This window comes from Longitalea luteola (genome assembly GCF_017356035.1).
GTDB classification, from domain to species: Bacteria; Bacteroidota; Bacteroidia; order Chitinophagales; family Chitinophagaceae; genus Niastella; species Niastella luteola.
Map to the genome: position 1 here is coordinate 149,283 of NZ_JAFIQX010000009.1, position 21,171 is coordinate 170,453.

Sequence of the window (21,171 nt, forward strand, 5' to 3'; positions counted from 1 at the left end):
AAAACATAAACCTGCCTGGTCTTTATTTCTTTCTGATCAGAATTTCTTTTTCCGATTTTACCACATCATATTCAGGTAAGGTTTCCAATGATTGTAAAAAAACATCGAGGTTATCATTGGGCATGATGCCAGAAATTGATGAAGCAGCTACTGCTTCATCGGCCAGGGTAACTTTTATTCCATACAGTTCGGTTACCAGTGAAGCCACCTCTTTCATAGGAGTGTTCTCAAATATCAACTTGTGCTCGGTCCACGCCAGCACGGGCGCATTGTTAATAAGTTTCTTTTGAATACCGCTGTTATTGAACTCAACATAATCACCCGGTTGCATGGTCACTTTATGTTCATTGTGCTGAACAATAACGCTGCCTTCTTTCAGCAGGACATTGCTTTTATTATTCCGGTTAATTACATTGAACCGGGTTCCGGTTACCACCACATCAAAATGGCCGGTATGTACAATAAACCTGTCTTTTTGAGCTGTTTTCTTTACATGGAAAAAGGCTTCGCCGTTTACCCACACTTCGCGGTCCTTTCCGGGCGTCCACTTCGTGTAGTCAAGGGTGGTATTCGCATTCAGCATTACCTCTGATCCGTCGGGTAATACTTGCTGCCGGGTTTCCCCATAGGCGGTTTGTATTGAGAGTTTGCCGGGTGTGCGGCTATATTGCCAAATTACCATTGAAGTTAAGAAAATAATTGCAGCAGCGGCCCACCATTTTATCCGGCGGCGCCTCATGGAAACCACCCGGCCCGCAGCCTCATCTTCGCCGGCCATGCCGGTGGCTTTTAATATTCTTTGTTCGGCCCATTGCATCCGTTGTTCATTAACGGAGGGCTCTTTTACGGTAATGGCCTGAAGCAACTGAACAGCTTCCTCAACCAGCTTTTTTTGCACAGGGTCGTTGGCTATACGGCTGTTCCATTGTTCTACAGCCTGTGGGTCGGTTCTAAAATACCACGCCAAAAAACGCTCATCACTCAGTAATTCTTCAACAGTATTGTACGATACATCCATATTATAGGTTTCGCTCTAAATTTAGTACGGCAAAATCATTTTTTGTAATCATATTTTTCCGCTTTTTTGTGATTTTCAAATAAAACATATCCTAAATTCACATTTGTTTCTGTTTCATACTCACAAAACTAGCGTAGCTATATAATACATTGACATCCAACCAGCCTGATATAGCATTATGGGAAGCCTATCAAAAAGGCGATCACGATTCGTTCGCTTTATTGTTCCGCCGCTACTACGAACCACTGGTTCAATATGGCAGTAAGCTTACCAGCAGCAGCGATGTGCTGGAGGACTGCATCCAGGAGCTATTCACTGAATTATGGCAGAACAAGAGCCAGACGCAGGTTCAATCGGTAAAAGCTTACCTGTTCAAATCACTTAAATACAAGCTGTACCGGGCCCACCAAAGAAAGACCACGGGTCCGTTCAATGAAAATCACAGTGATGCATTGTTTGAATTAAGCCATGAAACCCTGCTGGTAGGCAGGGAGCAGGATGCCGAAAAAACAGCCAGGGTACTGCAGGCCCTCGCCCAGCTGTCGAACCGGCAAAAGGAGATCATCTACCTGAAGTTCTATCAGGAACTGAATTATGAAGAAGTAAGTGAAATAATGAATATTAATTACCAGGCGGCCCGCAACCTGCTGTATCAGTCTATAAAATCATTAAAAAAGCTGCTGACAACCGCGGCCCTGCTCTGTTTCCTGCTCTTTTAATGATTATGGCGATTTCTTTTTAAAGAGTTTGTCTTTTAATACGCCCCAAATACTTCTTTTTTCGAAGGTTCTTTTATACCAGTCAACATCTTTTTGAAGGTGTCCTATATCGTTCAATAATTTATTTATGAGCTGGCGGTGTCCTTCGGTATGCTCAGCGCACTGGCTTAATTGCTTTTCAAGGTCTGCAACCATGCCCGATCTTTGATTGATCTCCTGCTTTAATCGTTCAATTTCATGCCGTTGCTCTGCAATGGTGTGCTGTTTGTTCTCAATTTCCTGCAACAGATACTGGGTGATCACTTCCAGCTTGTCGTTAATGTGTTTATACGATGGATCGGTAATAGCATGTCCATTAGCTAATCCTTTTGCCACTTCATTTAAGCCTTTCAGCCCGTTTACAGAAATTTCCATAATGGTTTTATATTTATGCTTATCACTTTTATACCCTTTCATAGAGACTCCGATACAGCGAACACGTTGCATCTACATTAAATTCTTTATGACAAAGCCAGCCGGAATACTCTCCCATGACCCGTAACATAGCCGGATTATTATAATACTGAAATATTTTAACGATCGCTTCCTGGGCATTGGTGAACAGGTCCCCGTTCAGCCCTTTTTTCACCAGGTCCCTGTTGCCAACGCAGTCCCTCAACAAAACCGTTTTGCGAAGCGACAATGCTTCCAGCACCGAAAATGAAAGACCTTCGTATTGGGAGGTTGATAAATACAAGTTGGCGCCATTGAGCAGCTGCAGTACTTCCCGCTGCTTAAGCCAGCCTGTTATGGTTATATTGGGCGAGGTGAGCCTGTGCCGTTCTTCGCCGTCGCCCACCCATATAAACTCGAACTGATCAAAATCCTTAAAATAGGTAGCTATGGCATTGAACAAAGCCGGATTCTTTTGCGGTACAATGCGGGCGCTGGTAATTATGCGGAATTTGGCCGATGGAAGCGGCAGATCGTCGCTACTGTGGCTTTCATTCACAGCAATGCCGTTATTAATACTTAACGCCTTGATGCCTAATCTTCGATAGGCCTCGCGTTCTGACTGTGAACTGCAGACCACTTTACCGCCAAAAGACGATCCCAGCTTTTCGAACAGTTTATACAGTACATTAATAGCATTGAAATTACTTAACAGGAAGGGCGCCCCGTTGGGGGTATAGATCACATTGGAGATATTCATAAGGCGGCAGGCCAGGCGGCCAAGGAAACCACTTTTTGACGAATGCAGGTGCACGGCATCCACCATTTGGCGCTCTTTCAGGTTCCGCAACAACTGGCATAACTCCAGCAGGGCGGCTGTGTCCTTTACCAGGCTGATATTCCGTTGAGCTGAACGCCATCGGATAAACTGTACATTATCATCCGGAAAATACTTTATTATTTCCGAAGAACTCATTACATACTCCCGTTCGCCATGAATGACGATATGATAATCGTCACGCAGGTTTTGTACGATCGATTGAACAAACGCCGCTATTCCAGAAGCAAAAGGCTCCACTACATGTACGATCTTCATATAAATGTTCTATAAATCAATTAAATACTATAATGTATAGTTTGCCCATGGTGTTTTTTTAAAATTATTAATAGTACGGCCGCATTGCTTTTTGCCGTTGGGTTCATAACAATAATTCTACTGTTACATACCACCCAGCGCGTATGCACAAATGCTGTTGAATTAAACATGGAAGCTGCTACAAACCAGTGTAAGGCTTTCCAGGGCCCTGATTGAAGGGGAGGGTATAGATGTTCAGTGTTGTGATCGCTGCAATGGCAGCCATGCTGCTATAAGCCATTTTTGTGCCTATTGTTCATAAAACTTTCCTTAAAAGGCACACAACCGCAAAAATTTGCAATAAATCATTTATAACCAGGCGGTTATTATTTTTATCCCGAATTCATATTTACCAGATGATAAGCGGTAAATATGTATACCGGCCTTATATTTCTACATTTAAATGAAAGCTAATTTGGCTGTATTATTCACATTTGTTTAATGATACTCCCGTACTGATATTTGATCATTAAACATTAATGGTTTGCGCCCTTACCAAACCTCCCGAAGGAAGCGCAGCCAGTTGCCATACATGACGCCCTCGATATCTGCGCGTGTGTATCCCCGTTTGGCCAGCAGGACCGGGATCTTTTGCAGATCGGCGATGGTTTCCAGGTCATAAGGTGATTGTTCTTTGCCAAAAGCGCCATCCAGGTCAGATCCGATGCCCACATGCAGGGCGTTGCCCGCCAGTTGACAAATATGATCGAGGTGGTCGATCATTTTGTCCAGGTTGCAGGCCATGCCTTCGGGGGTTGATCGCTGGCGTATCCAGTTGGGTACCATCATCCAGGCATCCAAAGCCCCGCCGATCACGGCGCCTCTTTCGATCAGCGCTCTGATCATTTCATCACTGAACTGGCGGTTATGATTTACCAGCGCCCGGCAATTATTATGGCTTGCCCAAACCGGTCCGGTAAAAACCTCCAGCGCATCCCAAAAAGCATCGTCACACAGATGCGTGGCATCAAGGATCATATTGAGGCGCCCCATTTCCCGCAGCAATTCCCTGCCCGCCGCCTGCAGTTTTCCCGTGGCATCCGTTCCGTTGGCGTAACGGCCCGGTCCATAATGAGCCGGACCAACAGCGCGGAGCCCATATTCATAAGCAGTTTCCAGCTGTTTGAGGGTAACCAGGGAGTCGGCCCCTTCCAGGCTTAAAATATAACCAATGGGTTTATTGTCATTCGGCGTTCCATCAAGCCAGAGGGCCACATGGTGCTCAAGTTCGCTTTTTGTTTTTATCATCACCATTTCGCCGGCGGCTTCCATGGCTTTGTACCAGGCCAGTTGCCCCTGTGTTTGCGCCCAGGCCTGCTCAGGCGAATGCCAGCCGGGCAGGGGACTATCCGGCGTCACAAAACGCGCGATCTGTGTGGCCACTACCAACCCGATATTGCCCTGCCTTAATTCAGGCAAAGCCACCGTCCCTTTGGCTCGATCTGGTTTATCAGTTAGTCCCGCTTCGCGTTTACGGATCTCCATAACGGGCTGCCGCAGGTCGCGGTTCCACTCCATGGCGTTCATGCTCAGATCAAGGTGTGCGTCTATCGTAAACATATACTCACTCCCCTGGGAAAGGGGATTTTTTTTAAGCTTTCCATTTTATTCCTGTCAAACCAATTCGAACATAGCTTCTATTTCTACCGGGATATTATCTGGGAGAGAACCGAAGCCAACGGCGCTGCGAACACCTACACCATTCTCCTCACCCCATACGGCTGCAAATAATTCACTGCAACCGTTGATTACATAAGGATGCCGTTCAAAGTCGGGCGTACAATTAACCATTCCCAAGATTTTGATCACCCGTTTTATTTTATTTAAACTGCCTATATGGGTGCAGATGGTTGACAACATAGTAAGGCCAACCTGCCGGGCAGCCAGCTTTCCTTCTTCAAGATCCAGCTCACGGCCAATACGGCCAATGATCAGCGTCTTATCTTCCCGAACAGGCCCATGCCCCGATAAATACAAGTATTTTCCATCGATCAGGTAAGGCTTGTATACGCCCAGGGGTGCAGGGGCGGGTGGTAACCTCAGTCCAAGTCGGTTGAATCTTTCTTCAGCGTTCATTTCGTTTGATTTGATATTTACTTTTTTAACGTACGGTATAACTTTAGAATTCAGCGCCGGCCGTTGCGGTTACAGCTGGGATCATTCCATCACCCGGCCAGGCTTATTAGTGTGAAATCTGCCTCAAATTACCAAACTTAAAGTTCTTTTTGCGAATTATTTGCAATTACACTTCTCGTGGCGCAAATACACTGTCATAAGAACAGGCCATTTGTTCCTGTAAACCAATTACTCACCTGCAATTCCGTGGTTTTTGAGCCATACAGGACACACCTCATGGATTGCGAATTATTTGCAATATCAAGGGCATTACATCCTGTGGTAAACTACAAGGCCCAGGATAAAGTTTTGTTTCGCTTTATACCATAATGAAAATATTGCATGGGCTTTTCGCACTAAATATTGAATTTTGTCCATTGGAAAGGGAACCTGATCCAAATAACGTTTCAACACCTTTATGGCAAATAACAACCCAAACACACCGGCGCCGATTGCCTTACAGAAAAAGGAAAGAAAAAAACTGATCGCCAAACAAGTGAATATCCATACGCGTTTAATGTTCACCGACCTGGTAAAGCTGATCGATGTCTCGGAAGATACCATTCGCCGGGATGTAAACGAACTGGCCGAGGAAGGACAGGTTATCCGGATTAAAGGAGGCGTGATGTCGGCTGCCTACCATATAGGTCATGAATCACAAACTTACTCGCAACAAAACAAAGAGATCATTGCCGAGAAAACCCTGCAGCTGTTGAAAGACGATATGATCGTACTGATCGGCGGGGGCACCACCATCAGGGAGTTCATTAAAAAAATACCCACTACCTTAAAAGCTACTTTTATTACCGTTAACGTACTTACCGCTGTTGAACTGCTTGATAAACCGATGATCAAGACCATCATGATCGGTGGACAAATTTCTACCTACAGTCAAATGACAGTAAGCGGCGAAGTGTTTCAATACCTTAGCAATATCAAAGCAGATCTTTGCATTTTAGGTATCAATGCCATCGATGCCAACAGTGGGCTTACCGATTCTGACTGGGAAACCATCCAGGTTAAGAAAGCGATGATCAATGCAGCTGAAAAAGTAGCCGTGCTTACCATTTCTGAAAAAATGAATTCGGCCATGCAAATGAAAATTGCCGATGTGAATGAGATCGATTATTTAATTACAGAGCTTCCGCCCGACAGCAATGAGCTGCAGGCTTACAAAGCCAAAAATCTTACGCTTTTATAATACTGTTACCGGTTACCACGTTCCTGTTGCCGGGGCTCAACTGTCCTGCAACCCCAACATGCAGCTGTATCTCCGGTAACTGGCAACCGGCAAGTGGTAACTGATCCCTATTCTTCATGTTCATTTTCTTCCCTCTCATCCAGCTTCAGCGGATCGGTTTTTCCGATCAATGCAGCGGCATCTTCGCGCGGCAACTCCTGAACGGCACGCAATTTCTTTTCAATAGCCCTCGACCGCACGCCAGCCTGTTCAATTACATTACTGGCCTCCTGCAATTTCTTTTGCGTTTTCTCCAAGATGCCACCAAAATTGCCAAACTCTGTTTTTACCGCTCCCAGCAATTGCCATACTTCGCCCGACCGTTTTTCAATCGCCAGCGTTCTGAAACCCATCTGCAAACTGTTAAGCAAAGCCGATAAAGTGGTAGGGCCTGTTATAACGATCTTATACTCGCGTTGAATGGATTCGAACAAACCCGGCGTACGCAATACTTCAGCATACAAACTTTCGAATGGCAGGAACAGGATAGCGAAATCTGTTGTATTGGGGGGATCTACATATTTACTGCTGATATCCAGGGCGCATTTCCGGATGCCTTTCACAAAACTTTTGCGGTATTCCTCGATCAGGTCAGGCAATGCCTGATCGTATGCATCCATCAGCGCTTCAAAATCTTCTTTGGGAAATTTAGAATCAACGGGCAGCCATACGGATTTTTCCTTATCGCCGCGGCCCGGCAATTTTATGGCGAATTCGACCAGCGCATTGGAACCTTCTTTTGTTTTAACATTCCGCCCGTATTGATCAATGGTGAGAACCTGTTCCAGGATGCTTTCCAACTGGTATTCACCAAGTACGCCTCTTGCTTTTACATTGGTAAGCACCCGTTTCAGATCGCCCACACCGGTAGCCAGCTGCTGCATATCACCCAGTCCCTTATGCACGGCTTCAAGCCGTTCGCTCACCAGTTTAAATGATTCGCCCAGGCGGGCTTCCAGTGTTTTTTGCAATTTCTCATCAACGGTTGCGCGCATTTCATCGAGCTTGCGTTCGTTGCCGGTTTGCAGGTCGGCCATTTTCTTTTCCAGCGTTTCCCGCATCTGGTCGAGCCGGGCAGATGTTGCATTGTTCTGTTCGCTTTGTTTATTCAATAAGGCAAGGAAATTATCTTTTTGCACCGTACTGGCATTGGCCATGGTCTGGTGAATGAGCTCGCCAAAATTTTTGATGGATGCAGCCAGCTCAGCGCGTATCCGTTGGGTATTGTCGCCCGATTCCTGCCGGTTGGTCACCATCTCCTGTTTTACTGCCGCTTCAATACGGGTAAGCTCCGCCGCCATATTTTCCAGCTTGTACTTCACCGCCAGCCAGTCGGTATTGTTTCGCGACGCTGCGCCTTTCCAGGCAAAGATCATCGTTATGAAACTTACCAGTAAAACACCCACCAATAGGATAATTAAAACAGTTTCCATGTCAACGGTATTGATGGGTCAATTTAAGCAATTGGGCAGAAAAAACGAATTCAGAAGTCAGAGGCAGGAAGTCAGAAAATACATTTATCCATACGACCCGGTTGAACTCAGCAGCCTGATAATCTTCGTCGGAGAACCGGAATGTTGAAAATCATCCGACTTCTGATCTCGGGCCTCCGGCTTCGGAATAAAAAAGCCCCGATATGAATACCGGGGCTATAACTCTCAACACTTAATATTAACTATTTTACATCCCAGAACACTTTCGTGCTTATATTATCCATCGATTTCACCGCTGCATAGTTGGCTGCATTCAGCGTGCTCTCTGTACCGGGATACAAGAACCGGTTAGGAGGCTGCGGTGCCAACACAGATGACACATCGTTCGGGAAATTCAATACAGGGAATTTGGTACGGCGGTATTCGGCCCATGCCTGGTGCGCCTGGATAACACCGAAATCTATCCATTTCTGCGTAGCGATCTTTTCGAGGTTATTTGTACCGTATGCTACCAACGGGTGTAACAGGTATGTGGCAATCGCCAGGTCAGTAGGCCTGTCTTCTTTCCTGCCATAAGTAGCGTCGCCCTTCACCTTACTGCTGTTATTTACACTCCAATAAAACAGAACGGATTGTTTAACACCTTCATCATAAGCTGTTTTAGCTGTTCCACCACCCCATCTTTCATACGCCTCTGCCTTCAGGAAATAGGCTTCAGCAGCAGTGAATACAATACCGGGGAATACATTGTTCTCGCTGAAGGTGGTTGAATCCCAACGGGAGAAATAGTTGCTCCTTACAGAATCCTGCACGCGGGTAGCGTTCCAGGTATTAGGAACACCACGGTATTCACCATTCTTGTTGGTTGAAAAGTAAATAGGCAGGCGCGGATCATCGGCCGGATCCATAATGTCATTCACCATTTTACCGGGCGCAAAAGGATTCACAGCAAAACCTTCTCTTATGTCCTTTTCAGCGGTAAGCTTACTGGTAGTGCTCGAAGGGGTAATGGTGATACTTTCAGTATAATTATTTATTACCGGGTATTTCGTTGCATTGCCCAGGATCTCCTGGATCATTGCTTTGGCAGTAGCTTCATTCTTATAAGAGATACGCATGGCCAAACGCAGGATCAGGGAATTGCAATATTTCCGCCATTTGATCAGCGAACCCTTGTTCATGTAATCAACGGAATTCAATTGATTCTGATAATATGGATCCGGCGTTAACGTAGACAGGTAATCGGAAATACGCTTCAGATCGGTCAGGATCTTGGTATAGATCTCTTCTCCTTTATCATAAGACGCCAGGATGATATTTCCGGTTGTATTCAACTGACCGGCTGTTGAGAAGGGGATATCACCCCACATATCCACCATTTGTGCCGTTTGGTCGTACACAAAGATCCGGGCGGTTTCCATAAACATCAGGTAACCTGCTTTATCGGCATCTGATGTAAGGTTGCCATAATATTTCTCGATCTCACGGTACCGCGCAATGGTATTGGTATAAAAATAATCCCAGCGATCTTTGGTGTAGTTCACCGGTTGTTCGTATACTTTATTAGCCAGGTTATATCCATTGGTCTGGCTGTACGTACCTATAACCGGGATCTGTAAGGTGTACAGGCCCCAATATTTAGGCATTACTCTTTCATTGAACAATAATCCTGAATATAAACTCGGAACTGTGGCAGTCACAGAGCCATTGGGATCATAATAATTGCTTTCAATTTCAGATTTTTTACAACCCGTTCCCAGTAAACCTGCCGCGATTATAAAAAACGGAGCTATAATAAGTTTTTTCATAATTGTCGATGTTTAACTAATGTGTTTAGAATGTAACCCTCAGACTGCCGCCGATTGAACGCGTAGCTGCAGTACCCTGCCCTGCTGTTGTACCCTGAGAAAGCCAGTCGGTACCAACGCCTTCTTCCGGATCATAGTTAGGCAGTGTTTTGTGGAAATAAAACAGGTTTCTTCCGTACACAGATAAAGTCATGTTCTGCGCCTTTATGAAGCCGGCCACTTTTTTAGGCAGGTTATAAGCCAGGGTTACCTCACGCATTTTGATAAAATCGTTATCAAACACCGCATCGGAATAGCTGGAATAATTACCCGCGCCTGGTCCTGAACCCCAGTAATAAGAATTGATGTAATAGTTCGGCGCGTCAATTATTTTGGTGTTCTCTTTACCATCTTCGGTAACCCCTTTCAGGATAATACCGTCATGGTAAACTTTTTCACCACCAGGACCTGTAGCCACATTGTTGGCCACCTGGATATTGTCGCCGCTGGCATTAGTATAATACGACAGACCACCATGTTCTGTATCACGGCCGAACAGCGTGCTCTTGAACATACCGGCGCCTTTTCCGAACAGGTTAGCCTGCGAAACGATCTGACCACCAAAACGGAAGTCAACTACCACATTCAGGTTGAAATTTTTGTACGTGAAGTTGTTGATGAAACCACCTACAGCTTTGGGTTGCAGGTTACCTACTTTTACCTGCTCATCGTAGTTCACATCATAATAACCGTCGGCATTAACAATCAAATTGCCATTCGCATCGCGTTTTCTTGCATAAGCGAAGAGGTCGCCGGCAGCCTGACCGGGCCTGGAGATCACGAGCAAGGCATTGTTGTCGATACTGGCTGATTGCAGTCTTTCAAGGCCTGGCATCAGCGAAACAACCTCGTTACGGTTAAATGCCAGGTTCAGGCGGGTATCCCATGCAAAATCTTTTATTTTCACAGGTGTACCATAGATACCTAATTCAACGCCATAATTACGCATGGTGCCTACATTCACATACTGGCTGGTAGCACCTACCGTTGCTGGTAATGTCAGCGAAATGATCTGGTCTTTTATTTTACTGTTGTAATAAGTGATATCAAAACCGGCGCGGTTGTTCAGGAACCTGTTCTCCCAGCCAAACTCAATTTCATTCTTCGTTTCATTCTTCAACTCCCTGTTACCAAAATTGGAGGTTTGCGGATACAGGATGGGAACGCCCTCAACGTTACCGGGAGGATTTGAATAATAGATCATATTGCCTACATAGGCGCCGGGCGGATTACCCACAACACCCCATGATGCTCTTAACTTACTGTAGGTAATTTCAACCGGTAACTGAAATGCATTGCTCAGTTCAAATGCACCACTTACACCAGGATAGTAGAACGTGTTCTTACCCGGCAACAGTGATGAACTGCGCTCTCTTCTCAGCGTTCCTTCCAGGAACAGGAAATCTTTGAATTCCAGGTTCAAAATACCGAATGCACCATCTTTTACCAGTCTGGTGGTAGTAACCTTACCGGTTGGGTCGCTGCTGGAAGCACTCAGGCTGAACCAGGTATCCTGGGTTAAACCATCTCTTGTAGAAGCTTCATTATAGCGATATTCTTCGCGGCGTGCCTGGTAACCCACCGATACAGTGGCTTTCAGGTCAGGTATTATCTGGCGGTCATATGATAACAATACGTCGCCATAATTAAATACCAGTCTGTTCGTATTGGTAGCATAGCGGCCGGTGGTACCATAGGCAACGGGTTGCGTGGTACGCTCTTTTGTTTCAGCAAAATAGCCGGTATAATCCGTTCCATAACGGCCACGGAAATTCAAACCTTTTGCGATGTTATAGCTGGCGGTTGCCGATACGATGAAACGGTTGGTGGTTTCGTCGAAATTATTGGCCAGCTGGTTCCATAAAAAGTCGAGGAAGTCTTTCGCCCGGATGTTATATCTTAAACGCTCTTCGAGGTCGTTGTTTGAGTTCCAGTCAACCCACTTATATCCCCTGCTGGTCTTATACTTGTTAAAGTATACATCCATATAATCAATCGGGCTGAAGAAGCCGCCATAGTTATTGGTTACATAGTACAACTGGCGGGGCCTGTTATGCACTTTTTCATTGATATAGTTGGCCACCAGGTCCAATGACAATTTTGGCGTGATCTTGTAAGTGGAGTTGAAATTAAACGTGTTCTTTTCCTGTTTACCGCCGATCTGTATACCCTTGTAATCATTTCGGGTATACGAAAAACGGTAGCTCATTTTATCATTAGAGTTGTTAAGCGCTATATTGGCCACCTCGCTATGACCCGTGCGGTAAAACTCCTTCCAGTTATTAGGTTGAGATTTATAGGTGCGCATCTGGCCATCCCACCAGTAAACGTCGCTGCCGTCTACTTTCGGACCGAACTGGGCCCATGCTCTGAAAATCGGATATTTTACGTCCTGACCATTCACTTTTGTTCTGATCCAGCCATCGTCGCCGGCGCCAAATGATGACATATTGGTTGCGCGGTCGTAACCCGGACCGAACTCGCTTTGCAGATCGGGTGTTACTGATACCTGCTCCATATTGGCGCTCAGGTTCAGATCAACACCTAAACCTTTGCGGCCTTTACCATTTTTGGTGGTAATAACGATAACACCAAAGTTGGCGTCGGAACCATACAGGGCAGAAGCGGCTGCACCTTTTAAAATGTTGATGCTTTCAATATTCTCGGGGTTGATGTCGAGCAAACCATTACCATTCAGGCGCTGGTTACCGTTCCAGAAGCCTTCATTGTTAGCACCGCCGTTACGGGTTACCACACCGTCTACAACCAGCAGTGGCTGTCCCTGGCCGTTGATAGAGCTCAAACCCCTGATCTGAATACCTACGGCACTGGTGGCTCCGCCGGGGTTGGTGGTAATAGCCACACCGGGCGCCTTACCATATAATGCTGAGGCAAAGTTGGTAGGTGCCGACTGTACAATGTCTTTACCCATTACCTGGGTAGAAGCGTAACCTAATTTGCGCTGATCTTTTTTAATACCCAACGCAGTTACTACCACGCCTTCGAGGCTGGTGATCTCGCCTGAAAGGCTAACGGTGACCGAACTCTGGTCACCTACAGAAACTTCTTTTTTGTTAAATCCAACGGAAGAAAAAACAAGGACCGGGTTGTTAGTAGAAACCTGGATCCTGAAAGAACCATTGAGGTCGGTTACAGTAGTAGTGGAAGTACCTTTTTCTGAAACAGATACGCCCGGTAATGCATTACCGGTGCTGTCTTTCACTACGCCCGCTACTACCTTTTTTTCCTGCGCAGTACCTGTAAGGCTCCAGATACCAGCAAGCACGATCATAAGTAATCGGATTGTTGCTTTCGTCATAGCAGTTTGTTTGATTGTCAAATAAAAAGTTTGTAATTCTTATGTAGCAGATATTGGATATTAAAAGCGGAATGCTTCCGGTTTTACAAGAACGGTCTTCAAATAAGGTAAACAGATAAGGCAGGAAGGAGATTAGATATATACATCAGGTTTGTTTTCATAGATCAAGCTTTTCGTTTCTTCTTTTTCATAATTTTCCATAACAAGTGCCGCAGCGCCCGTAAGCTCTGCTTTGAATCCCAGGGCCGATACTTCAATTTCTGTATTCACGGATAAGCGGGGAATACAATGTTCATTCAATGCCTGCTGAATGGGCGCCTGCCATATTTTGCCAGCCGATGATCCACGGCCGCTCAGGATCACTGCTTCAGGATTCAATAGATGGATCAGGATGGCAACCCCTCTTCCAATATTGTAACCGGCTTCGGATAAGATCTCAACCGCAAACTTGTCGCCCTTGCCTGCCGCCGCTACAATGTTCTGAAAAGCTTTTTCCGGATGATCTGCCGCCAGCTCCTTTTCATTAAGCATCGACAGTTTTCCGCTTTTCAATCCATTGCTGGCTTTTTCGATCACGATCAGCAGCGAGGTTTCCGTTTCAAGACAACCGCTTTTACCGCAACTGCATAATTTGTTGTTCAGGAAAAGCGGTATATGGCTGAACTCACCGGCAAATCCATCATGCCCTCTGAACAGCTCGCCTTCAAGGATCATTCCTAACCCTACCCCCCAGCCTACGTTGATCACCAGCGCATTCTTCCTGTTCCTGGCCGCGCCGAACTTCAGTTCGGCCAATGCGATCAGGCGCGAGTCGTTATCAATGAACACCGGTAATTTAACTTTGGCAGAAATGTACTGGCTGATGGTATAGCCCTCTGTTTCCAGAAAAGTGTAGTTGATGCCTTTTACGGCATTTACAAAACCAGGCATGCCAATACCCACCCCGGCAATCTTATGTTTCGGGATCCCCGACCGGGTGATTATCTCATTTATTTTTTCAGCGAGTGCTGCAGGTGCGTTCGGATTTTTAGTCAGCGGCAGCTCAAACAGCTCGATGTCGCTGACGTTCCTGTTCTGCATGTCCAGGATGGCAATCTGGGTAACCAACTGGTCCATGGCCACCGATACTACATATATTACATCCTGCTTCAATGAATACATCACCGGCCGGCGGCCACCGGTTGAAGCGGCATAACCTGTCTCTGTCACCATGCCCTCCTCCATTAACTTCCCCAGCATTTTCGTGGTGAGGGGAATGCTTTTATGGATCTTGTCGCTCAAATCGGCACATGAAAGCATATTGCCAAAATAAAGGTGTTTAACGATCCTCCTTTTATACAATAAGTTTTTTTCCATGTGCGACAATAGCAGGTTCTTTTCTCAAATTTAACGGTAAGTTAAAATATCTTTTTAATTAATTTAGAAAAGTATTTAACTTTTTTCTGTTACTATCGCTAGGTTATTGAAAATCAGATTAGAAAAATTCCAAACTCGTCTTGTTTCATGAAAAGCATTCGGCTTTTTTCAATGGAAATATCGGCTAATCAGGGGCTAAAAATGGTAAAGCCACCTGCCTGAAGGCGATGGCTTTAATATTATATCATCCGCCGGCTGGCAGCCGGCATACGTGGTTTACCAGGCAAACACTATCGAAATATTGGCCATGTCTTTCCGGCCCGTTCCTTTCACTATGGGCGTTGCGGAAGACTGGGTAAAGGACAGGCAAAGCCGGCCCAGCGAAAGCACGACGCCATAATCACATTTAGCTACCACCTTGTTACGCACCCTGTCGCCCATGGGCGGCTGATCATCATTCGGATCGTCAGGCACTTCAGGTATTATTGTATGATGCCCGTTCAAAACACCTCCATCGATCAATGCATTGGTCAGCATCCATTCAACAGCCGGCTTTACTATAAAATAAAGCTGCTGACGCCGCTGCCCTCCTTTCGGTGTGGCAAACTGCGTGAGATACCCATTAAAATAAGGTTCCATTTTTCCAAACCGGATGAGGGAGTAAACACTCAGTCCGTTCATCGCTGTACCCGCATAGCCTCGTGCCCCGCCGATGACCTCGACGCTTTTATTTATAGAAACCAGCTGTTTTTCGGCTGCCACCTGTACATTCAGCAACAGGTCGGCCTTTAACTGGTAATCCCAGCCGCGTGGCCTTAAGTAACCCACCAGGCGATGGCTGAATTGCTGGGTTTGCCTTGCCAGCGAGGGCGGCCCCATTACACCGGCCATAATTACCGTTTGCCAGTTGTATTTGTTATGGGCATTTGTGGAATGTAACGTATGCGTTGCAAACAGGGCTCCTGAATAGGGATAATCATTTCTATCAGGTATTCTCTTTAAAATGTTTTTTGGCGTGATGATCACCTGCATTAGGCTAAAGCCATTGGTGTTAACGCTGCTGTCGCCGGCCTTAGGCATAATGCGGTTGAGAAAAAAACGGGATGGGTTTGGTTTCAGGAAGAAATAGTCGAGCCGGGTGCCATTCGTATAGCCGCGGTCAGTAATGCCGCCTACCACATTGAACAGGTCATTGTCTTCATACAACCGCAGCATATAGCGATAGGTTTGCTGCCCGCTGGCAGCGCCTGCTAAACTGATTGCTAACAATGCCAGGAAAAAGAATCGCCCCCGCTCCATACTTGCTTTTACTGCCCTGTTTATTGGTTAACCGGTAATTACACGTTGCCCGCCGGCCCATATTGTTCCGGTAAGCTTTTCATGCCTGCTAATGACAACTCCTGATCCATTGAAGATAGTAGTTCTTATATCGAAGGCGAAATTATTGCGGGAATTTGTCTATTAAAATTTTATTACCTGCTACCGGTTTTATCAGGAAGCCTGATTGTAATCATGTTCGAGGTTGATACCAACGCGCAGCGCCTTTAACCCCGACACTCCCTGTAATTCTTCGAGGTCAAGATATTCCAGGTCATTCAATAATATTCCCTGTTCCTGCAGGTATTGAATATGGGTGATATATTCATCGGCATCACGGCGGTTAAAATACACCAGCGCAATTTTTCCGGGCTGGGTGAGCCGTTCATTGGTGTTGGCCACATGCACTTTATCGATCCGTTTCTTAATGACCTGGTACCTGATATTATACCCGCCTTCTGCATCAAACCGCCGTTCATCATTGCGGAAGCTGATATCGATCGTGCTGCTATGTATGAATATAAGCTGCGTGGTTTCCAACGGTTTCGACAGCCTGGGCAGCATATCATGGGTGATCTTTGCAATGGCCGCCATGGAAGAGATCTGCCAAAGGCGCAAATTCTTTAAATAAAGTATATCGAACGGCTTTTCCGGCGCTATCGACTGCCCGATGTAAATATCATATTCTACCCCATCGGTGCGGAAGCGTTCAAAATAGCAGGGATACGACAACTGCAATTCATCCTTCATCAGATCCAGGTAGTTGTTCACGGCCGTATTCACCATTTGCATCGACTCTTCCAGTTGACGCCTGTTCGTCCATACCACGCCTTTTGTTTCCTCGATGGCCTCAAAATATTTCTCTACAATACCGGCCGATCCGGGATGCGTGAGCTTGAAATGTTTCAGAAATGACACCGCTTCTTTTTCCAGGAAATCGGTCAGCTTTACTTCGCCATGGGGTGTCAGGTTCTCGTCCAGCGTATTTTTCCATTTCCGGCATTTATAGATCATTTCATCGGTCAATGCCAGGTTGTAATGCTTTTTAACCTCCTGCAGGGTTTCCATCAGAATGGCAAACTGCATTTGCAGGTCGGCAAACTGGGCCTTATTACGTTCAACCGTTGAATTGCGGATATCGATGGCGCCATACAACGGATATACATTCTCAAACCCGATCGTTTCTATTTTTCCTTTGCCTTTACTTTCGATCTCCTGCACGTAATGCCAGGCCGCTTCGTTGAATTTCCATTGTACGGCAGGTTGCAACGAAGTGAACTTTTCTTTTATCACATTGTCAATGGCCGCATTGAAATCGTCGATGGAAACCTGCACCAGTTGCTCCAGCACCGGGAAAGCCGGTTCCAGCATGGCCAGTATTTTTTCATCGAGTATTCCCGGCACCTTCGTGTATATTTCCAGGATGCCCGAGATCTTATTATTGGTGAAAAGCGGCAGCACCATGAACGACTGTATGCCGCTCCTGGTACAGGTAGATAAAAACGGGTATAACTTCGCTTCCTTGCTGGATATCGTTTTATAAATAAGCGGCCGGGGATTGAGGATATACTCCTCTGCAAACGATCGGTATGCGCTGTGTGCTGCTTCACTCTCACAATCTTCTTTTATCAACACGCTTTTGATCTCGTGCATATGCGGCAGCACCAGTTTATCATTAATGCGGAACAGGGGCGTTACATTAAAATCGATCGCATTGTTTTGCACCAGTGTTTTCAATGATTTGGTAACATCACAATAGCAGTCATTTTCCGATAGATGGTGACGTGTAACGATCGTATTCTTGATGGTTTCTACAGCGTATTTTGCGGTTTCGTCGGTTATGGTCACTACCGACATACCCCTGAATCTGAACATGCTTAACGGCAAAACCTTTTCCAGCTTCTCGAAGCCATGTTCTTCATCGAGGTGGCCATGGTTGGAAATGGCAGCAAAACTGGGCAGTTCGCCAACAGGCGTAACTTCAATGAACCGGGTGTCGATATTGATCTTTAAATGCCTCAGCAGGCCGGTATCTTCATCGACAAACGTATGAATGATCTCATTTTTATGAAATGGCGAAAAATTATACAGGCGTTCGAGAATAAACGAATACGCTATGCGCAGGTTGCGGGTGCGCATCATTTTGTCATCGCCCTGCGTTACTGCTTTCTTCAGCCTCTTGTGTTTGCCATCGACCATCAAATTATAGAAAGCGCTGGTACCATACACAAACTGGGGCCTCAAGGGCATACCCAGCGCCCAGGGCAAACGGGTTTCATCTTCGGTAACATTTGACATGCTTACAAATATCAGCTCCAGGATGTCGCGGTATTTGTCTATATTCTCGATGGGCACATCTCCTTCCAGTTCCGGAAACTGCTCCATCTTTTCCAGCAAAAATGCGGTGAGTTTGTCTTTTAATGACGAATCATTCTTTAGCGTCTTCCTTAAAAAGTTAATGAACGGGCGCAGCGAAAAAGCTGTATCCACGTGATCCAGCTTGAACTTCTCATTAATATTGATCGTCATCGTTTGCATACACAGAGCCTTTGTTACAAGGTGTGCCCCACCTTTTTTTGCAATAAACAGGTGTGGCCAATTACACTTTATCGCCAATAGAATGCCACAACTGAAAAGCAGCAGGTTTGTCACCCGCTGCACCGGTTACCCGGTTATAATAACATATGAAAGCAGCCGTTGTTAAAACCTGAAACCCATGATAACGTAAGGGAACCAGCCTTCTTTTGAGTAGCCGGCCGTGAATTGGAACACTGCCATTTGAGCAGGTGCGAAGTAAATGCCTCCCCCAACTCCCTGGTGCCAGATGCGGGACGATTCATCCTTTTCCCATACCCGGCCAACATCATAGAAACCGGTAACGCCATACTGCCCGGGCAGTATATAATTTACAAAGTTACCAAGCTTTATACGAATCTCCAGATTGTTATATAACATATGTTCACCGGCAAAACGGAACTGACGGTATCCCCACAGGTTTTCATGTCCACCCAAAAAAGCCGATTGATAAAAGGCTGATTTACCGAAAGTAACAGCACCGCCTAAACGTTCAGCGATAACCACCGCGCCTTTTTTGCTCAGGTTCTTGTACACGGCGATCTCCGGCATCACCTGTACATATGATTCCGATTCATCATTCAACCCGGCATAGGCATGCGTCATCAGGCTGAAGTAATGTCCATCCGTTGGTAAAAGAATGTTATTACGTTTGTCGCCCACCAGGCCAAATATTACACCTCCATGCAGTTTATCTACATGCACCATGTTACTGTCATAAGAATTGATCAGGGATTTATTGTTGATAAACCGTCCTTCGTTCTCAAGGCTGTCTGACTGGTAATACTGAATGGCCGGGCCAGCGCTCAAAGTAGTGCCTTTTCCTATATGAAAGCGCAGGGATGGATTGGCCTGGAAAACATTATAACGGGTACGATAGAACCTTCTGAAATCGCCTACCTTGATGTAATCGGTCTCATTACCGCGGCCGAAAAAGTTGCGGGTGTTGTTGGGCGCAAAGATATCGGCCTGCATGGTTATATCGGCTTTGCCAACAGCCTGTAACCACTCGCCTTTGTACCGGATGCGAAAAGCACTGGTTGAAAACGAATGGGCCAGGCTTATCTGTTGCATACTGGCATAAGGCAGCTTTCTAAATCCCTGCCTGATTATTTTAACACCGCCTCCCAGCAGGATACCATCATCCAGATTGAACCCCGCAACAACCACCGGCCGTACGACACCGTAAGCATTGGTGGGTACAAAAGCCGTATTGGCCGTATCGTTCGACAAATGCTTTTTCAACCGGCGGGTATTTCCGGTAAAAGTGGCGCCTGTTTCTTTTTCATACACGCATACTTTTTTTCCTGACGCCTGTACGTCATACACTTTTGCGCCATCTCCACCTACAATACGAACTTTTATCTTCTTATGGGAATTATTCAGCACTACACTATCGTTGCCATCGCCAATAAATATCCGCAGTTCTTTGGTTTCTTTGGGAAGAAAGGTGCGGGCGAACAGCTGATTTTCCTGCTTTCCCTTTTTCGACAGTTTATGGATCACTACCCTCAATCCGTTATTGGGGCCATCGGTTATTTCAAGCAGTTCATTTTTGTCTGATACCTGTATGTCAACGATCCGGTTCAAAAAATAATAGTAATGCTCCATGGCCCTGGCCATATTAGCCCGCCGCGCTTTCATTTTCTGTAGCAGCTCATCGTGTTTCATTACATATACTTCCCGGGGCAGCCGCTGCAGCGCTTGCTCCAGCACCTCATCTGTCATCTTTGCTACAAAGTCATTGGTCAATGCCATCCAGCGGTCATGGTCCAGCTGTATAAGAAAGCGGGCATTAAGCTTGCGGCCATTGAAGAAAGCGTAATTTACGCGTTTGATGTCATCGTCGAATCCCGTTAAAAATGGAGCGATCCATTTGCGGATGGCTATCTTGGGAAACACGCCTTCACTCCTGCGGAATACCTGGTCACGATCGCGGGGTACCGCTACATATCTTTTGCCGCTGCCTTCCTGCTCATCAATCCAACGCCACTGGTCTTCATGCCGGTCCCAGTCGCCCACAAACAGATCGAGCAGCCGGGCCCTGAAAAAGCCAACGGTGTCAAGCACATTATCATTGTCTTCATTCAGCCGCTGCAGCATTTTAGGCGTATTGTCAGAATCGCCAAAAGGCTCTCTTTCTTCCAGCAAACACATGGTATTGGCGAACTCCTTTTCAAATTCGCCCAGGTTCTTATCCGGCGCCACATAACCAATAACGGGGCTGGCATGGGGCACCTGCGCCACCTCTGCCAATACGGGCATTATCAATGGTGCGTAAGGATGCTGGGCACTCATGGCATCCTTGAACCAGTCGGCCGCAAATGTTACCCGCAATGGTTCGGGCAAGATGATCTCGGGATTTTTTTCGATACTGCGTAAGACCCATTCCCTGCCACTGGCATCTTTCAGGCGCAGCGAACGGGTTTGTTTGCCGCCACCGCGTTGTAATACAGTAAGGCCCCGCTCTGATAATTTGATGACCGGCAACTTTACCGGGGCGGCCCATTCCTTGCGGAAGTTTTCACCGAACAGCCTTCGATGCATGGGCGTTACGCTATCATAAGCAGGATGCGCTTTTATGACAGCACTGTCTGTTTGCGCGTTGGCAACCGGGGCAGTTAATACAATAAGCAGCGCAATAGGTAGAATTCGCTTTGGCATAG

15 protein-coding genes are annotated in these 21,171 nt (G+C 46.2%); 2 read left to right on the top strand and 13 right to left on the bottom strand.

What is annotated here, in order from left to right; all coding sequences use genetic code 11:
* Positions 1–22: 22 nt before the first annotated feature.
* The gene (locus JUB15_RS20425) at positions 23–1,018 is read right to left on the bottom strand and encodes a FecR family protein (protein WP_207514504.1); all 996 of its coding nucleotides are present in this window, start codon (positions 1,016–1,018) and stop codon (positions 23–25) included.
* A 149-nt stretch (positions 1,019–1,167) separates the two neighbouring features.
* Here JUB15_RS20425 and JUB15_RS20430 point away from each other — a divergent pair, with 149 nt between their 5' ends.
* The gene (locus JUB15_RS20430; RefSeq protein WP_207514505.1) at positions 1,168–1,737 is read left to right on the top strand and encodes an RNA polymerase sigma factor; all 570 of its coding nucleotides are present in this window, start codon (positions 1,168–1,170) and stop codon (positions 1,735–1,737) included.
* A 3-nt stretch (positions 1,738–1,740) separates the two neighbouring features.
* Here JUB15_RS20430 and JUB15_RS20435 read toward each other — a convergent pair whose 3' ends face one another.
* The 4 genes from JUB15_RS20435 to JUB15_RS20450 form a co-directional block, all read right to left on the bottom strand.
* A complete protein-coding gene (locus tag JUB15_RS20435) occupies positions 1,741–2,151 on the bottom strand; it encodes a hypothetical protein (RefSeq protein ID WP_207514506.1) in 411 nt (136 codons plus the stop codon).
* Positions 2,152–2,179: 28 nt separating this feature from the next.
* Entirely contained in the window at positions 2,180–3,265 is a 1,086-nt protein-coding gene (locus JUB15_RS20440; RefSeq protein WP_207514507.1) for a glycosyltransferase, read from the bottom strand.
* Positions 3,266–3,796: 531 nt separating this feature from the next.
* On the bottom strand, positions 3,797–4,864 hold the full coding sequence (locus JUB15_RS20445; protein ID WP_207514508.1) for a dipeptidase: 1,068 nt from the start codon (positions 4,862–4,864) through the stop codon (positions 3,797–3,799).
* Between the two features lie 54 nt (positions 4,865–4,918).
* On the bottom strand, positions 4,919–5,380 hold the full coding sequence (locus tag JUB15_RS20450) for a RidA family protein (protein WP_207514509.1): 462 nt from the start codon (positions 5,378–5,380) through the stop codon (positions 4,919–4,921).
* 457 nt (positions 5,381–5,837) lie between these two features.
* Between JUB15_RS20450 and JUB15_RS20455 the strand changes: the two genes are divergently transcribed.
* On the top strand, positions 5,838–6,620 hold the full coding sequence (locus JUB15_RS20455; protein WP_207514510.1) for a DeoR/GlpR family DNA-binding transcription regulator: 783 nt from the start codon (positions 5,838–5,840) through the stop codon (positions 6,618–6,620).
* Here JUB15_RS20455 and JUB15_RS28650 read toward each other — a convergent pair.
* The 8 genes from JUB15_RS28650 to JUB15_RS20490 form a co-directional block, all read right to left on the bottom strand.
* Positions 6,607–6,738, bottom strand: a complete 132-nt coding sequence (locus tag JUB15_RS28650) for a hypothetical protein (protein ID WP_255539657.1) — start codon at positions 6,736–6,738, stop codon at positions 6,607–6,609. The genes JUB15_RS20455 and JUB15_RS28650 overlap by 14 nt on opposite strands.
* On the bottom strand, positions 6,728–8,092 hold the full coding sequence (locus JUB15_RS20460) for a DNA recombination protein RmuC (protein WP_207514511.1): 1,365 nt from the start codon (positions 8,090–8,092) through the stop codon (positions 6,728–6,730). Before JUB15_RS20460 ends, JUB15_RS28650 begins: the two co-directional genes overlap by 11 nt.
* A 242-nt stretch (positions 8,093–8,334) precedes the next feature.
* Positions 8,335–9,900 carry a SusD/RagB family nutrient-binding outer membrane lipoprotein gene (locus tag JUB15_RS20465; RefSeq protein ID WP_207514512.1) on the bottom strand — a complete coding sequence of 522 codons (1,566 nt, stop codon included), beginning with the start codon at positions 9,898–9,900 and terminating at the stop codon, positions 8,335–8,337.
* Positions 9,901–9,925: 25 nt separating this feature from the next.
* Entirely contained in the window at positions 9,926–13,258 is a 3,333-nt protein-coding gene (locus JUB15_RS20470) for a SusC/RagA family TonB-linked outer membrane protein (RefSeq protein ID WP_242696444.1), read from the bottom strand.
* Positions 13,259–13,390: 132 nt separating this feature from the next.
* The gene (locus tag JUB15_RS20475; protein WP_207514513.1) at positions 13,391–14,614 is read right to left on the bottom strand and encodes an ROK family protein; all 1,224 of its coding nucleotides are present in this window, start codon (positions 14,612–14,614) and stop codon (positions 13,391–13,393) included.
* 276 nt (positions 14,615–14,890) lie between these two features.
* Positions 14,891–15,913 carry a lipid A deacylase LpxR family protein gene (locus tag JUB15_RS20480; protein WP_207514514.1) on the bottom strand — a complete coding sequence of 341 codons (1,023 nt, stop codon included), beginning with the start codon at positions 15,911–15,913 and terminating at the stop codon, positions 14,891–14,893.
* A 192-nt stretch (positions 15,914–16,105) separates the two neighbouring features.
* The gene (locus tag JUB15_RS20485) at positions 16,106–18,469 is read right to left on the bottom strand and encodes a GAF domain-containing protein (protein WP_207514515.1); all 2,364 of its coding nucleotides are present in this window, start codon (positions 18,467–18,469) and stop codon (positions 16,106–16,108) included.
* A 162-nt stretch (positions 18,470–18,631) separates the two neighbouring features.
* Positions 18,632–21,169, bottom strand: a complete 2,538-nt coding sequence (locus JUB15_RS20490) for a BamA/TamA family outer membrane protein (RefSeq protein ID WP_207514516.1) — start codon at positions 21,167–21,169, stop codon at positions 18,632–18,634.
* Between the last annotated feature and the right edge of the window lie 2 nt (positions 21,170–21,171).

What these genes read in the sequence shown, in the direction of transcription:
- JUB15_RS20425 (WP_207514504.1), bottom strand. Translation starts at nt 1,018, where the DNA reads ATGGATGTATCGTACAATACTGTTGAAGAATTACTGAGTGATGAGCGT.
- JUB15_RS20435 (WP_207514506.1), bottom strand. Translation starts at nt 2,151, where the DNA reads ATGGAAATTTCTGTAAACGGGCTGAAAGGCTTAAATGAAGTGGCAAAA.
- JUB15_RS20440 (WP_207514507.1), bottom strand. Translation starts at nt 3,265, where the DNA reads ATGAAGATCGTACATGTAGTGGAGCCTTTTGCTTCTGGAATAGCGGCG.
- JUB15_RS20445 (WP_207514508.1), bottom strand. Translation starts at nt 4,864, where the DNA reads ATGTTTACGATAGACGCACACCTTGATCTGAGCATGAACGCCATGGAG.
- JUB15_RS20450 (WP_207514509.1), bottom strand. Translation starts at nt 5,380, where the DNA reads ATGAACGCTGAAGAAAGATTCAACCGACTTGGACTGAGGTTACCACCC.
- JUB15_RS20455 (WP_207514510.1), top strand. Translation starts at nt 5,838, where the DNA reads ATGGCAAATAACAACCCAAACACACCGGCGCCGATTGCCTTACAGAAA.
- JUB15_RS28650 (WP_255539657.1), bottom strand. Translation starts at nt 6,738, where the DNA reads ATGAAGAATAGGGATCAGTTACCACTTGCCGGTTGCCAGTTACCGGAG.
- JUB15_RS20460 (WP_207514511.1), bottom strand. Translation starts at nt 8,092, where the DNA reads ATGGAAACTGTTTTAATTATCCTATTGGTGGGTGTTTTACTGGTAAGT.
- JUB15_RS20465 (WP_207514512.1), bottom strand. Translation starts at nt 9,900, where the DNA reads ATGAAAAAACTTATTATAGCTCCGTTTTTTATAATCGCGGCAGGTTTA.
- JUB15_RS20470 (WP_242696444.1), bottom strand. Translation starts at nt 13,258, where the DNA reads ATGACGAAAGCAACAATCCGATTACTTATGATCGTGCTTGCTGGTATC.
- JUB15_RS20475 (WP_207514513.1), bottom strand. Translation starts at nt 14,614, where the DNA reads ATGGAAAAAAACTTATTGTATAAAAGGAGGATCGTTAAACACCTTTAT.
- JUB15_RS20480 (WP_207514514.1), bottom strand. Translation starts at nt 15,913, where the DNA reads ATGGAGCGGGGGCGATTCTTTTTCCTGGCATTGTTAGCAATCAGTTTA.
- JUB15_RS20485 (WP_207514515.1), bottom strand. Translation starts at nt 18,469, where the DNA reads ATGCAAACGATGACGATCAATATTAATGAGAAGTTCAAGCTGGATCAC.
- JUB15_RS20490 (WP_207514516.1), bottom strand. Translation starts at nt 21,169, where the DNA reads ATGCCAAAGCGAATTCTACCTATTGCGCTGCTTATTGTATTAACTGCC.